At 49.0% G+C, this 13810-nt stretch carries 16 protein-coding genes; 13 read left to right on the top strand and 3 right to left on the bottom strand.

Annotated features, from left to right (window positions below; translation table 11 throughout):
• Positions 1–35: 35 nt before the first annotated feature.
• On the bottom strand, positions 36–887 hold the full coding sequence (locus ABEW34_RS11520) for a helix-turn-helix domain-containing protein (RefSeq protein WP_430158422.1): 852 nt from the start codon (positions 885–887) through the stop codon (positions 36–38).
• Between the two features lie 248 nt (positions 888–1135).
• Between ABEW34_RS11520 and ABEW34_RS11515 the strand changes: the two genes are divergently transcribed.
• Positions 1136–2434, top strand: coding sequence for a Gfo/Idh/MocA family oxidoreductase (locus ABEW34_RS11515; RefSeq protein WP_430158419.1), 1299 nt, complete (start codon positions 1136–1138; stop codon positions 2432–2434).
• A 1-nt stretch (position 2435) separates the two neighbouring features.
• The gene (gene uxaC, locus ABEW34_RS11510) at positions 2436–3842 is read left to right on the top strand and encodes a glucuronate isomerase (protein ID WP_430158417.1); all 1407 of its coding nucleotides are present in this window, start codon (positions 2436–2438) and stop codon (positions 3840–3842) included.
• Between the two features lie 78 nt (positions 3843–3920).
• Here the strand turns inward: uxaC and ABEW34_RS11505 are convergent, their stop codons facing one another.
• Positions 3921–5162: an aspartate aminotransferase family protein gene (locus ABEW34_RS11505; protein ID WP_430158414.1), complete on the bottom strand. Its 1242-nt coding sequence runs from the start codon at positions 5160–5162 to the stop codon at positions 3921–3923.
• A 277-nt stretch (positions 5163–5439) separates the two neighbouring features.
• On the opposite strand from ABEW34_RS11505, the gene ABEW34_RS11500 reads away from it, so the two are divergent.
• The 10 genes from ABEW34_RS11500 (at position 5440) to ABEW34_RS11455 (ending at position 11590) form a co-directional block, all read left to right on the top strand.
• Entirely contained in the window at positions 5440–5703 is a 264-nt protein-coding gene (locus ABEW34_RS11500) for a hypothetical protein (protein WP_430158411.1), read from the top strand.
• Positions 5678–5824: a DUF3502 domain-containing protein gene (locus tag ABEW34_RS11495; RefSeq protein WP_430158408.1), complete on the top strand. Its 147-nt coding sequence runs from the start codon at positions 5678–5680 to the stop codon at positions 5822–5824. Before ABEW34_RS11500 ends, ABEW34_RS11495 begins: the two co-directional genes overlap by 26 nt.
• 400 nt (positions 5825–6224) lie before the next feature.
• Positions 6225–6998, top strand: a complete 774-nt coding sequence (locus ABEW34_RS11490; RefSeq protein ID WP_430158405.1) for a glycerophosphodiester phosphodiesterase — start codon at positions 6225–6227, stop codon at positions 6996–6998.
• Positions 6999–7059: 61 nt separating this feature from the next.
• A complete protein-coding gene (locus ABEW34_RS11485) occupies positions 7060–7242 on the top strand; it encodes a hypothetical protein (RefSeq protein WP_430158403.1) in 183 nt (60 codons plus the stop codon).
• Positions 7243–7282: 40 nt separating this feature from the next.
• The gene (locus tag ABEW34_RS11480) at positions 7283–7576 is read left to right on the top strand and encodes an antibiotic biosynthesis monooxygenase family protein (protein ID WP_430158401.1); all 294 of its coding nucleotides are present in this window, start codon (positions 7283–7285) and stop codon (positions 7574–7576) included.
• A 1-nt stretch (position 7577) separates the two neighbouring features.
• Entirely contained in the window at positions 7578–7904 is a 327-nt protein-coding gene (locus tag ABEW34_RS11475; RefSeq protein WP_430158398.1) for a low molecular weight protein tyrosine phosphatase family protein, read from the top strand.
• 51 nt (positions 7905–7955) lie between these two features.
• Positions 7956–8138 (top strand): hypothetical protein, encoded by a 183-nt coding sequence (locus ABEW34_RS11470; protein WP_430158395.1) that lies wholly within the window; start codon positions 7956–7958, stop codon positions 8136–8138.
• The gene (locus ABEW34_RS11465; protein ID WP_430158393.1) at positions 8128–8304 is read left to right on the top strand and encodes a hypothetical protein; all 177 of its coding nucleotides are present in this window, start codon (positions 8128–8130) and stop codon (positions 8302–8304) included. Before ABEW34_RS11470 ends, ABEW34_RS11465 begins: the two co-directional genes overlap by 11 nt.
• A 317-nt stretch (positions 8305–8621) precedes the next feature.
• The gene (locus ABEW34_RS11460) at positions 8622–10376 is read left to right on the top strand and encodes a methyl-accepting chemotaxis protein (protein ID WP_430158391.1); all 1755 of its coding nucleotides are present in this window, start codon (positions 8622–8624) and stop codon (positions 10374–10376) included.
• A 281-nt stretch (positions 10377–10657) separates the two neighbouring features.
• Positions 10658–11590 carry a metallophosphoesterase gene (locus ABEW34_RS11455; RefSeq protein ID WP_430158389.1) on the top strand — a complete coding sequence of 311 codons (933 nt, stop codon included), beginning with the start codon at positions 10658–10660 and terminating at the stop codon, positions 11588–11590.
• A gap of 16 nt (positions 11591–11606) precedes the next feature.
• Here the strand turns inward: ABEW34_RS11455 and ABEW34_RS11450 are convergent, their stop codons facing one another.
• Positions 11607–12203 (bottom strand): TetR/AcrR family transcriptional regulator, encoded by a 597-nt coding sequence (locus tag ABEW34_RS11450; protein ID WP_430158387.1) that lies wholly within the window; start codon positions 12201–12203, stop codon positions 11607–11609.
• Positions 12204–12442: 239 nt separating this feature from the next.
• Here ABEW34_RS11450 and ABEW34_RS11445 point away from each other — a divergent pair, with 239 nt between their 5' ends.
• A complete protein-coding gene (locus ABEW34_RS11445; RefSeq protein WP_430158385.1) occupies positions 12443–13567 on the top strand; it encodes an NADH:flavin oxidoreductase in 1125 nt (374 codons plus the stop codon).
• Positions 13568–13810 lie beyond the last annotated feature (243 nt).

The following is a 13810-nucleotide window of genomic DNA, read 5'->3' as shown; positions in this document are numbered from 1 at the left end:
TAAATGAAATAGTACCTATTTATCCGTTCAGCTGCCTATAAATGCTTGCGATAATCCCGCGGTGAGAGGCGCGTTATTTTTTTGAACGTTTTGCCGAAGTGGGAGAAGTTGTCGAAGCCGGTGGCGGCGGCAATTTCTGTAATCGACTGATCGGTCTCGCGCAGCAGGCGCTGGGCTTCCTTGATGCGGGTAATCGTCAAGTAGGTGGAGAAGGAGAAGCCGGTAATTTCCTTAAAGATGCGGCTTAAATAATAGGAGCTGATATAAAACTGCTCGGCAATGGCGCTCAGCCTAATCTCTTCGCTGAAGTGGTGGTTAATGTAACGAACGATTTCGGTAATTTTCGCATGCATCGGTGTAGCATGGGAAAGCGGGACGAATTCGTGCTTTTGCAAATAACGGGCCGCATGCAGCAGCAGCTCGGTAATTGCGATTGGCGGATACAGCTCATAGCCGGGAGGGCGTTGCTGAATTTCCTCCAGCAGTCTGCGAATAAGCTGCTCCATGACCAGCTGTTCCTGACGCGGCAGCCGCAGCACATGAATATGCTGCTCGAACGGCGACAAGATCAGCTCGCGAAGCTCGGGCGCAAACGATTCAGGAAAATGGTGATCGAAGTGGATAATGACCCGTTCATGCGAGGCTTCGCCAGCGTACAGCGTTTTATGAACGACTTGGCGGGAAATGAAGATCAGATCGCCCTGCTCCACCGGATAAGAACGGTCATGGACGAAATAAATCCGCTTGCCGCTGAGCAAATAATAAATTTCATAATAGTCATGAAAATGATCATTGGGCATCGTAAAGGGCTCGGAGCGCTTCATATATTCAATATACAAATTCGCTAAATTCCCATAATCAAAGGAAGCTGGCGTTTTTACAATCATAGCCTTTAAAGCTCCTTTCATATAAAACGCAAAATATGCGGCATATTTCAGTAATTAAGCACTATATGAGGAGAATTATAACACTTATATGCGGTAAAATGAAAGCGTATTAAACAGTCAAGGTGAAACGGCTGTCGCTGTCCTTTAGCGGCGCGGCGCGTTTCAGTCCGAGAAATATAAGCCTATTTATACGTGTGAAACTTATGAATTCTTATATTTCAAAAAAATCAGACAAAGGGTGAGCCGCAATGACACAAAAGAAAAAGTACGTATTGGTAGGAACGGGAGGAAGAGCTGAGTTTTTCTATGCTGCAATTGCAACCGATTTCAGAGATACGTCGGAGCTGCTTGCATTTTGTGATACGAACCAAACGAGACTTGACCACGCCAACCATCGTTTAACCGATAAATATAATTATCATTCCGTTAACACATATAAAGCAGAGCAATTCGAGGAAATGATCGAGATTGAGAAGCCGGATTCCGTTATCGTGACCAGCGTAGACCGCACGCATCATACGTATATTATTCGGGCGCTGGAGCTTGGCTGCGATGTCATTACCGAGAAGCCGATGACTGTAGATGAGAAGAAATGCCAGGAAATTATTGATGCTGTTGAGCGCACAGGGAAAAATGTTCGCGTAACGTTCAACTACCGTTATGCGCCGCATCATACGAAAGCGAGAGAGCTGATCGAGAACGGCACAATTGGCAAAGTCAATTCGGTGCATTTTGAATGGCTGCTCAACACGCAGCATGGCGCGGATTATTTCCGTCGCTGGCACCGTGACAAGCGCAACAGCGGCGGCCTGCTTGTCCACAAATCGACGCATCACTTCGACTTGGTGAACTTCTGGATCGGCTCGCAGCCGGATACCGTCTTTGCATTCGGCGATCTGCTGTTCTATGGTAAGGAAAATGCCGAAGAGCGTGGCGAAACGAAGTTTTACGACCGTGCGACAGGCCACCCCAATGCGAAGGAAGATCCTTTTGCGCTGCATATGGACAGCAATGAGAACCTCAAAGCGATGTATCTTGATGCGGAGCATGAAGACGGCTACCGCCGCGACCAAAGCGTATTCAGCGACGGCATTAACATCGAAGATACGATGGGCGTAATGGTACGTTATAAAAACAATGCAATTTTGACTTATTCGCTTAATGCTTATCTGCCATGGGAAGGCTACCGCATCGCGTTCAACGGCACGAAGGGCCGGATTGAGATGGAAATTGTCGAGCAATCCTATGTTAATTCCGGCGGCGAAAAATCGCAAGAGGGCGCGCTGAAAGGCAAGCGCATTATCGTTTATCCAATGTTTGGCGCTCCTTACAATGTGGAGGTTGAAGAAGGAATTGGCGGCCATGGCGGCGGCGATCCTGTACTGCTCAACGATATTTTTGGCACGCCAGTAGAGGATAAGTTCAATCGCGCGGCGAATCATGTAGACGGTGCCCGTTCGATTTTGACAGGAATTGCTGCTAATAAATCGATTCAGACGGGACTCGCTGTGAAGGTGGACGAATTAGTTAAATTCAGGAGGGACTAACTTGGCTAAGTTTCTGGACGACAATTTTTTACTGGCAAATGAAACGGCGCGGGATTTGTACCATAACTATGCAAAGGACATGCCGATTATCGATTATCATTGCCATTTGAGCCCGCAGCAAATTTACGACAACATCAGCTTCTCGAATTTGTCGGAGGCTTGGCTGTATGGCGATCATTACAAGTGGCGGGCGATGCGCTCGAACGGCATTGAAGAAAAATATGTGACAGGCGGCGAAGGCGTCAGCGATTATGACCGCTTCCTCGCTTTTGCAAGGACGGTTCCGCAGGCGATTGGCAATCCGCTTTATCATTGGTCGCATTTGGAGCTGCAGCGTTTCTTCGGCGTCGATGAAGTGATTAATGAGCGCAATGCGCCAGCGATTTGGGAAAAAGTAAATGGGAAGCTGGCGGGCGAGGGCTTCAAGGCCCGCGATCTCATCGTAAACTCCAAGGTTGAGGTCGTCTGCACGACAGATGATCCTGCGGATTCGCTGGAATACCATTTGAAAATTAAAGAGCTGCCGGACTTTCCTGTAGCGGTGCTGCCTTCATTCCGTCCAGATAAGGCGCTGGAAATTAATCGCGCTGGATTCCTGGAGTGGATCGCGAAGCTTGCGCAGGCCGCAGGCCAAAAGCTGGATAGCTATGAGGCGCTGCTAGCTGCGCTGGAAGCAAGGGTTTCCTTCTTCCACGAGGTGGGCTGCCGCGTTTCGGATCATGCCCTTGATTACGTGCCTTACGGAGAGACGACGAAGGATGAGGCGGCGGCGATTTTTGCTAGCGCACTTGCCGGAAACCGTGTAAGCCTTGAGGATGAGAAAAAATACAAAACGTATACGCTTGTCTTCCTCGGCAAGCTGTATGCGAAGCATGACTGGGCGATGCAATTTCATATTAATGCCGCGCGCAACAACAATACGGCGATGTTTAATCGCCTTGGACCTGACACGGGCTATGATTCGATCGGTGATAGTCCGCTTGCCTATCCGCTCGTTAAGCTGCTTGATGAGCTGGCGAAGGATGAGGCGCTGCCGCGCACGATTCTCTATTCGCTTAATGCCATGGATAATGAAGTGCTTGGCTCGATTATCGGCAGCTTCCAAGGCGACGGCATCCCGGGTAAAATCCAGCTGGGCTCCGCTTGGTGGTTCAATGATACGCGGGACGGCATGGTCGTGCAGATGAAGGCGCTCGCGAACTTCGGTCTGCTGAGCCGTTTTGTCGGCATGCTGACGGATTCGCGCAGCTTCCTGTCTTATACGCGGCATGAATATTTCCGCCGGATTTTGTGCAACTTGCTTGGCGAATGGGTGGAGAACGGCGAAGTGCCGGATGACCGCGAGCTGCTTGGTGACATTGTCCGCAATATCAGCTACTACAATGCGAAAAATTATTTTAAATTTTAATCATTAACATTTAATCGTTAATATTTAACAAAGAAGAAGCCGACAGCCATGGGGCAGCTGTCGGCTTCTTTTTGTCGGCTAGGCGTTAGCCGTTGCTTTCTGTACAGTTTTTAGTCCCAGCTTGCTCATGGCACGCTCCAGCAGCTCGAACATTTCGTCCGTTTCTGCTTCGGTTACCGTGAGTGCGGGTGTAATCCGTACCGTGGAAGCGTTAAGCGCATTAATAATCAATCCATCCTCCATACAGCAAGCCGCAAGCTGTGGCGCCATGCCTTCCGCTACGGTGAAGGCAAGCAGCAAGCCTTTGCCGCGAACATCGGTGATGGCATACTCGCGGGACAGCTCAACCAGCTTCTCCGTCATTAAATCACCCATCAGCTTCGCATTGGTGGCCAAGTCCAGACGAATAATCTCCTCTACGACTGCCTGGCCTGCTGCCATCGCAAGCGGTCCACCCGTATACGTTCCGCCTTGATCGCCAGGCTCGAAAATATCGTATTGCTTCATCGTTAGCGTCGCGGATAACGGAAAGCCGCCGCCAATTCCTTTCGCCAGCGTCATGACGTCTGGTTTAACGCCATAGTGCTCGTGAGCAAAAAGTTTTCCTGTCCGGCCAATACCGGTCTGAACCTCGTCGAAAATAAGCAAAATGCCATAAATATCGCATGCCTTCCGCAGCGCCTGCAGGTAAGGCGCATCCACCGAATGGACGCCGCCTTCCCCTTGGACGAGCTCCAGCATAATGGCACAGGTACGGTCGTTTATCTCAGCAAAGCACGCGTCAAAATCATTAATAGGCACATGCTTGAAGCCTGGAACCTTAGGGGCATAAAGGCTTTCCCAATGCGCTTTGCCCGTTGCAGACATCATGGCGAGCGTTCTGCCATGAAAGCTGTTCGTCAAGGTAATAATTTCATAAGCGCCGTTTAAATTTAGGGTGCCATGCTTGCGGGCGAGTTTAATCGCGGTTTCGTTCGCTTCGGCGCCGCTGCTGGTGAAATAGGCTTTATCAAAGCCGGACACGCTTGTCAGCAGCTCCGCGAACTCAACCATTGGTTTGTTATAGAAAGCGGGGCTTGCATGCACGAGCTGTCCTGCTTGCTTGGCAAGGGCCTCCTGCAAAGCTTTAGGCGAATGTCCCAAGCTGGTGACCGCCCAGCCACTGCTGAAATCGAGGTATTTTTTACCTCCCGTATCCCATAAGTACATCCCTTCCCCGCGCTCCATCACGACCTCGGGTCTGCTTGCTGTGAACAGCACTGATTTTTTGGCCGCTGCCAGCAAGGCAGCTGTATCGTTGTTGTTTTTCGAATTAGTCATCGTCTAACCTCCGTATAAGTCTCGTTATGTATAAATATACACTTAAATAAATAAAAATACAATGTGCAGCAGCATATTTGCTGAGTGCTCCGTCACAAGGCGGATATCCTGTGGTTGTTCTTCAAATAGTAACCAAATCATTAATATTTATAGTAGCGCAGACATAAGGAATACTCGTCTGAAGGTATTCGCTCCGACGACTTCATGGTATTATCAGAAAACAGCAAAATATAAACAGAGCGTCAGCAGATTATACAAACGTGGGGGAGTTCAGGCAATGAACAATGTAAAGAGCTTTATCATGAAGCGGAAGCTGCTGCTGAAAATGATCTTTTCGTATGTAGCTGTCGGATTTATTCTCATTGGGGTATTTGCTTATGTCATTATCGATAAGGTTTCGGATAATTTGACGGAGGACGTCAACCAGATTGTTTATAACGCGATGTATGGCGGTTCCTTCACTTATATAGAGATGAAGCAAATTAATACGCTGCTGTCCGAAGTTCGACCAAGCGGTGCAAATTTTCAGGCACGGGCTTGATCCGAACTGGAAGCAATCCGCCGAGAAATTGAACAAGGAGCTTCGTGCGCTCGGACTGGATACCATCCGTGAAGAGCTCAAGAAGCAAATGCAGGCGTATCTCGACAATGGCGGTATCTAATTGAAATCAGAGCTAGCAGTCGTTGGCTGTATCACCAAGGCTAGCGCAACCGTCTATTCATAAACGAAAGAGTCCCCCTCGTGATTAGACGGTCAGTTGGCCATGAGAGGGACTTCTTCACGTTATTAGACGGAAAGCTTCAGCAGAAGGGAGGCGTGTGGAGCAAGCTGATAGGATAGCTGGCCAAGATGCTGCTGCCGGAACAGCACAAAATAAAACTCCCAGGGGTGCCGTTCTCAGCCCATTTCAAAAATTTGCTATAATAGCAAGCATAAACGGCTGAAGCCGTCCTCTGGCGGCAATGCTACCGTTTCGAAGGTGAAATATAAGCCCATTATAAGGATGAAGCTTATAAATGCTTATATTTGCACTAATACGTAGTAGAGAGGATAGTGTTAGGATGAATAAGCAGCAAGCAGGAGAGGCTTTGAAGAACAACGAAAGAGCGAAGCGCCCGCTTATAATCGGGCATCGGGGAGCAGCGGGCGAAGCTCCGGAAAATACGCTCGCATCCTTTCAATTAGCTGCCGATCAAGGCTGTGATATGGTCGAGCTGGACATTCATCTTTCAGCCGATGATAAGTTGGTGGTCTGTCATGATGCGACGCTGGATCGGACGACGACACAGACTGGTCTAATCCGCAGCATGAATTATGAGGCGATTCGCAAGGCGGATGCGGGCAGCAAATTTGCCGAAGCGTTTCGCGGAGAGCGGGCACCGCTGCTGGAGGAGGTTTATGTGCTGCTTCCGGAGCATATTCAAATTAATGTGGAAGCGAAGGACTCCTATAACGGCGCGCTGGATGAAGCGCTGGACGCTTTTTTGCAGCAGCCTGGACGTATGGAGCGCACGGTTGTTTCCTCCTTCGATCATAAGCTGCTGGCACGGCTGAAGGCACGAATGCCGGAGCTGCGGATCGGTCTGCTTTATGGGGCGGCATTAATTGCGCCAGCGGCTTATGCCGGGCTGATGGGCTGCGAAGTATTTTCGCTGCATCCGCATTACAGCAGCATTGACGCCGAGGATACGGCGGAAGCCGCAAAGGCAAATATCGCTGTCTATCCTTATACCGTGAATGAAGAGCAAGATTTTCTGGCCTTGCTAGACAAGCAGGTGGACGGCATTATTACGGATTTTCCCGGCCGCTTAAAGCAGCTGCTGGATAGGAGCTAGGGATGATGGCGATTCCTTTTGTGGTAGAATAAGGATATCTACTAGGAGGAAGAGGTGGCGCATGATGGAGGAGAACAAGGAAAGAGAGCTGGATGAAATTAAGCTGCGGCTGGAGAAGCTGGAGCAGGAGCACGGAAAACGGCAAGGCCTGCCTGGCGGACTGAAATTCGCTATCGGTTTTGTTGTTGTCATGTTTTTGATATTGATGTCTATTGGTGTCGTTCAATTTATTTCGGCAAAATAATAATAGCAGGTTGAAAATGCAGCGGGAGGGCCGTGCACTTATGATTTTGGAGGTTGCTATTTTACTGGTCAAGGCAGGGCTCGCAGATTCGTTCGAGGCCAGCTTCAAGGAAGCTTCGCAAATTATTTCCAGCATGAAAGGCTACGTGCATCATGAGCTGCAGCGCTGCCTGGAGGAGCAAAATAAATACCTGCTGCTCGTGAAATGGGAGACGCTGGAGGATCATACAGAGTGCTTCCGCGGTTCCGCGGAATATCAGGAATGGAAGCGGCTGCTGCATCATTATTATGATCCGTTTCCAGTCGTGGAGCATTACACGAGCATCGAGCTGTAGGATGAGCAAGCTATTATTTATATGCAGCCGGAACAAATGGCGCAGCTTGACAGCTGAAACGGTGCTGAATGGTGTTGATGGACATGAGGTGCGTTCTGCCGGAACAGAGCCGCAGGCTAGAGTGCGAGTGACCGAAGGCCACATCGGCTGGGCTGACGTTATTTTTGTCATGGAGAAAAAGCATTTGCGCCGTATGCAGGAGAAGTTTCCCCATGCGATAAGCGAGAAGCGGGTCATTTGCCTGCACATTCCCGATGAATACGAATATATGAATGCCGATCTTATACAACTGCTGCAAGCTGCCGTTCTAGATTATATGCCTGATTGATAATGGCATAAAAGGAAAATTTATTAAAAAAATGAAAGGAGGAACTTCAGCATGCTGGTCAAAAGCTTGCGCGTGCTGCTCATGGTCGCGCTGCTTACTGCAATTGCTGTGCAGCCGCTTGCGGCAGCTGCGAAGACGGTGACGATTAAGGTCACCTTCGTTAGTGAAGATTTGGTGTCGAACGATTCTGTGGGGAATGAGTGGGAGACGCAGGTTTTGATCAATGGCAACTGAGCAGGACAAAATTCCGGATGTCGGCACAGCGAATAAGTCTTTCAAGGCTTCGACGGTGACGTCGAGCAAGAAGCATGCCCTTGATGTAAAGGTCGTGGAAAACAGAGGCCGATACTCCGGCAACGCAGCAAAATGGAAGTTTGTTTTTAAAGTGGAAAAGGCGTAAGCAAGGAAAGGTAGAGGTAGACGGCGGGGCTTAGGAGCTTCGCCGTTTTTCTTGGCTGTATGAGTAAACTAGAATTGCCATGCTGCTTCTTGCGTAACTCCTATTCGAGGCTAACCGCATGGCCCTCCTCCCGTCAAAATGGTGCCTTCCATTCCCCTCTTGTTTCATAAGCGATTGCAAGCGATGGTCCAATAATTTCTTGCGAATTTCGACATATTCGTTTAATATTTTCAACATACATAGTGCTTGAAGCATGTTAGATTTGGGTAGCGGACTAGTAAAAAAGGCTGGGTTTGATGCGGGAGGAAGAGGATCGAATGATCGGATTTTTCAGGAAACGTTTAGTGGCACGCATTGTTGCGGTAGTTACGCTAGTCATTGTTATTATTTCTGCCGGCAGCGTATTGCTCCAACTGGCGAACATGAAGTCAGCTGCACAGGAGGCCATTTCCAGCTATAACATCCAGATTGCTCAGAGCTACGTCAACCAGCTGGATACAGCTGCTTATGCTGAGTTTGCCAAAGAACCGGAGGAAAATGATTTATTTTTGACCATACGTGATGAGCTTGATGATTTTCGCGTGCGCATCGGCGCCATGTATGTGTATTTCGTGAAAATCGATGACAAGGGCACGCCGCTTATTATGGTGGACGGCATGAAGGATGCGGATAAGGCATCACCGATTAATGAAGTGACCGATATGCCGGGCGATGCGGTTCAGAAACTGCTGCAAGGAAGCACAGCAAGCTCGCCGATTATTGATAATGAGGAGTACGGCAAATATATTTCCTCGTACGCTCCCTTATTGGACAGCAGCGGCGCATTGATTGGCGTCATTGGCATTGATACGGCTGTGTCCGTTGTTAGCGATATTGAATCGGATATTATTAAGTCGAGCATTCCCTTTTATGTCCTGCTACTGTTCATTACGGTTGCGGCCATTGCGATCGTATTGCGCTTTGTTGTAAAGGGGCTCAGACCGCTGAAAGTATTGAAGGCCAGTGTCGATAAAATGGCGCATGGCGAGCTGGCTCAGGCTAATCAGATTTTGACGGCGTACCATCTCAGAAGCGAGGACGAAATCGGCAGCACGTTTAAAGCGATGATTCATATGTCGGGCAACTTGAATAAAATCATTAGCGATATGGTTGCAGGTGTCGCTGCAACGACGGATATTTTAGTTGATTCGACAGAGCAATTCAGCCGCAATGCGGAGGAAATGCTGGTCATGAGCAAGACGGTTGACCATTCCGTACAGCATATCCGGCAGGGTGCACATACGCAGAAGCAAGGCGCAAGCGACAGCGCGAATGCGATGGAGGAAATCGCTAAAGGAATCACCAGCGTATCCGAGTCCTCGACCGCCGTCTCGGATGCGGCGACAAGCGCGCTGGCTACAGCGCAATCTGGCAAAGAAAGCATGACCCAGATGAAAAATCAGATGGAGAACATTTCCGTGGTAGCCGGAGATGTCGCTGCAATGGTCGATGTGCTTAGCGGCTACTCACAGGAAATAGGCGGGGCGCTGCAAGCGGTACGGGATTTTGCTACCCAGACGAAGCTGCTGGCGCTGAATGCTTCGATTGAAGCAGCCCATGCAGGCGAGCATGGCAAAGGCTTCGCTGTTGTAGCCGATGAAGTGCGGAAGCTGGCGGAGGCTTCAAGCTTATCGGTGCAGATGATATCGGATTTGCTGCTTGGCATTCAGCAGGAATCCCAGCAAATCGGCACGAAGATGGGTGTTACAGCCAAAGAGATTGGCCAAGGCGTAGCGATTACCTCGGAAGCGGAGCAAGCTTTTACCCATGTGGTGGATGCCTTCCGCACCGTGACGCAGCGCATTCAAGAGGTCTCAGCATCAGCGGAGGAGATGACAGCAGGCTCTGAGGAGGCTGCGGCGTCCGTCCATGCGATTGCACATATTGCATCGGGCGTTTCGGAACGCTCTGATGAGATTTACCGTTTGACCAGCGAGCAGTCGGTCATGTTCCAGAAGGTGGCGCAAACGTCGAGTCTGCTTCGGCAGCAGACGCATGAGATGAGCGAAGCCGTGAAAAAGGTTAACGTATAAGGCAATCGAATAAGAGCGGGGCGCTTGCGGGCGTCCCGCTTATTTTTCATCGCGAAACAGTAGCTTTGCCGCCAGAGGACGGCTTCAGCCGTTTACGCTTGAAATATAGGAAAGAATACATATCGCTATCCTTTCTCTATATTTCTCGGACTGAAACGCGCCGCGCCGTAAAAAGGACGGCGACAGCCGGTTAACCTTGGTTCAGAAATAGAAACAGGTATAATAGACAAGAGGAAAGAGCAGGAAATCATAGAGGAGCATAAAAAGAAGAGGAGGAGCTTATGCGCAAGCCACTAAAAAGAGTAGGGATATTCATAGCCGCAGTAGCTGCTATCATCGGTTTTCTTTATTTTCAAAATAATGCTTTGACGTTGACGTCTTTTCAGCTTTCGTCAGCGAAGCTGCCGCAGGGGCTGAAAGACTTTACAATCGTGCAGTTGTCCGATGTGCATGGCAAAAGATTTGGCGATCATCAGCAGCGGCTCGTTCGCAAGGTGGAAAATCAGCAGCCAAACATCATCGTCGTTACAGGTGATTTAATTGATAGCAGGCGTGGAGGCGAGGCGGAAAGCCTTGAGCTAATGGCAGAAATTGTGAAGCTGGCCCCTGTTTATTATGTAACGGGCAATCATGAATATGCTTATGCACGTTACCCGGAGCTGGAGAAAAAGCTGCTGGAGCTTGGCGTTCATGTCCTGCGGAATGAAGCGGAAAGCATCCCCATTGAAAGTAGTAATGGTACGGGAACTGGAGAAATCCGATTGCTAGGCATCGATGATCCGAAATTTTCATCGTTTGCTGGACATGACGCGGAGGCGGCGGAGCAAAATATTCAAACAGCTACTGAAGATTTTTCCAACATAGCCGGGAAAGAGAAGGCGGGTGCTGCAACGAAGGCGGAGGCTGGAAAGCAAACAGAAGAAGGGCTTTACACGATACTGCTGTCCCATCGTCCTGAACGGTTTGACGTCTATGTCCGTGCCGGCATCGATCTGACCTTCTCGGGCCATGCCCATGGCGGGCAAGTCAGGCTGCCGTTCATTGGCGGGCTCGTCGCTCCAGGTCAGGGGTTACTACCCGTGTACGATGCGGGCCAATATGTAAACGGCCCGACGAATATGCTGGTCAGCAGAGGGCTTGGCAACAGCGTCGTTCCCCAGCGTTTGTTCAATCGCCCGGATATTGTCGTCGTAAAGCTGTCAGCTGCAAGCTAGCGCCCGTCGGTGGGAGTTATAGCTCTTCTTCTACATGTAATTGAGAAATCCCGCCAATGATTAATGGAACGATTTTGCTGGCTAAGGCGGAGGGGGATTCCTGTCTGCCTTCCTGGTTCCATTGATAGGTGATGCCATAAATCGACCAGCTTAACAAGGTGGCAGCATGCTCCAGCGTTTTTTGATCCTTATGGGGGTTTTCGTTCGTCAGCAGTTGAACAATAAAATCATCCAATTGCTTTTTTATATTTTTTTCAATAATAGGTGCGACTGAATTGTATTTCTTGACGCATTTATTGCTGGATTCATGGTAATCGCATAATGAATAAATCAGCTCCTGAACCGTTTCCTCCGTCAAAGGCGCCCCGGCATCGACCCGCTTCAGAACATATTCCATAAAGGCATCCGCTAATAAAGCTTCAAGCAAGGCATATTTATCTGGAAAATGGGCATAAAACGTCGCGCGATTAATCGTCGCTTTTTTTGCAATGTCCATAATGGTCATCGTTTGAAAGTCCATATGATTTAATTGCCACATGAAAGCATCTAATATTAATTGGCGTGTTCGAATGACACGCGGGTCATTGGGGTTGGGTGCAAAAACGCCTGACATTCCAAGGGGCCTCCTTTTTCGTACATTGAAGTTTTCTCCTATTATAAACATCTGTTGTTTAAGCAACAAGCGATTTTTGAAAAGCAACAATGTTATCCTCTCCTCGCTTAAGCAACATATCGGGCAACTTGTCGGTTGAATGAGGCCATAAACCTTGTTAATATTTCACTCGTACCCCATTTGATTGCGTGCAATGAAGGGCAATTAAATGTACAGCCTAAATAGAGGAGGCGTTACCCTTGAGCAATAAACAGCAGGAAACTCATTTAACCGAAGCCTTATTTCAACCTTATACGATTCATAATTTGACTATACCGACTCGTATTGTAATGGCGCCTATGTCACGTGGTTTTTCACCAAATGGTGTGCCAGGACCGAATGTTGCTGCCTATTATCGTCGCCGCGCAGAAAATGGTGTCGGCCTTATCGTGACCGAAGGAACCGTCATTAACCACCCGGCTGCTACGAGTGAGCCAACTCTGCCGCACATTTATGGAGAAGCGGCTTTAAACGGTTGGGCGGAAGTGGTCAGACAAGTCCATGAAGCTGGCGGCAAAATTTTTCCGCAAATTTGGCATATGGGCATTGCACGTCCTGCGGGCTCCCAGCCCAACCCGGATGTGCTGTCGATCAGCCCATCGGGCCTTGATCTGGATGGAAAAAAAGTGGGCGAGCCAATGACAGCAGAAGAAATTGCTAACGTCATTCAGAGCTACGTCGATGCAGCAGTGAACGCGCAAAAAATCGGCTTTGACGGTATTGAGCTGCACGGTGCTCACGGGTATCTCATTGATCAATTTTTATGGGGACAGACGAATGTGCGCACGGATCGTTATGGCGGCAATAGGATGAAACGCACGCAATTTGCCGTTGAGGTGATCCAGGCTATTCGCGCTGCCGTAGGCCCTGACTATCCGATTGCTTTGCGCATATCGCAATGGAAAATGAACGATTACAACGCGAAGCTGGTTGATACGCCGGAGCAGCTGAAGCAATTGCTGCATGTATTTGTGCAAGCGGGAGTGGACATTTTTCACTGCTCGACGCGCCGCTTCTGGGAGCCAGAATTCGAAGGCTCTGAGCTGAATTTTGCCGGGTGGGTGAAGAAACTGTCAGGCAAAACGACGATTACCGTTGGCTCAGTAGGGCTGGATACGGATTATGTGTCACTTTACACAGAAGGCAAAGGGGCAGGCCATACGGATATTGATGCTTTGCTAGAGCGGCTAAGCAACGATGAATTTGATCTCGTAGCTGTTGGACGCGCATTGTTGGGCGATCCGGAATGGGCTGTAAAAATACGCGAGGGCCGACTGAATGAGCTTCAAGCTTTCAAACCGGAAGTGTTAGCTGCTTTGATTTAAGCTAGGGATACCCATTAGGCGAATATTATGCTTATACTTCAGCAGTCAGAATATCATTAAAGGTGAAAAAAACTAAGCCCGTCAGCTCATAATGCATCAAATGATATAAAATCTTGGTTAAGACAAATGCTTCTCCATAGAAAAAGCAGCTCTTTTGCAGCTGCTTTTTTTATATGTAAAAGCAAGCTGATAGCTGCTGGCAGCTTGCTTTGCATGATATGTCAACCGCTTGACATACGGAAT

It is taken from the genome of Paenibacillus algorifonticola, from assembly GCF_050481745.1.
GTDB lineage: Bacteria > Bacillota > Bacilli > Paenibacillales > Paenibacillaceae > Pristimantibacillus > Pristimantibacillus algorifonticola_A.
Note: the sequence above shows the minus strand (reverse complement) of the source record. Positions and strands in the feature narration are given on the sequence as shown.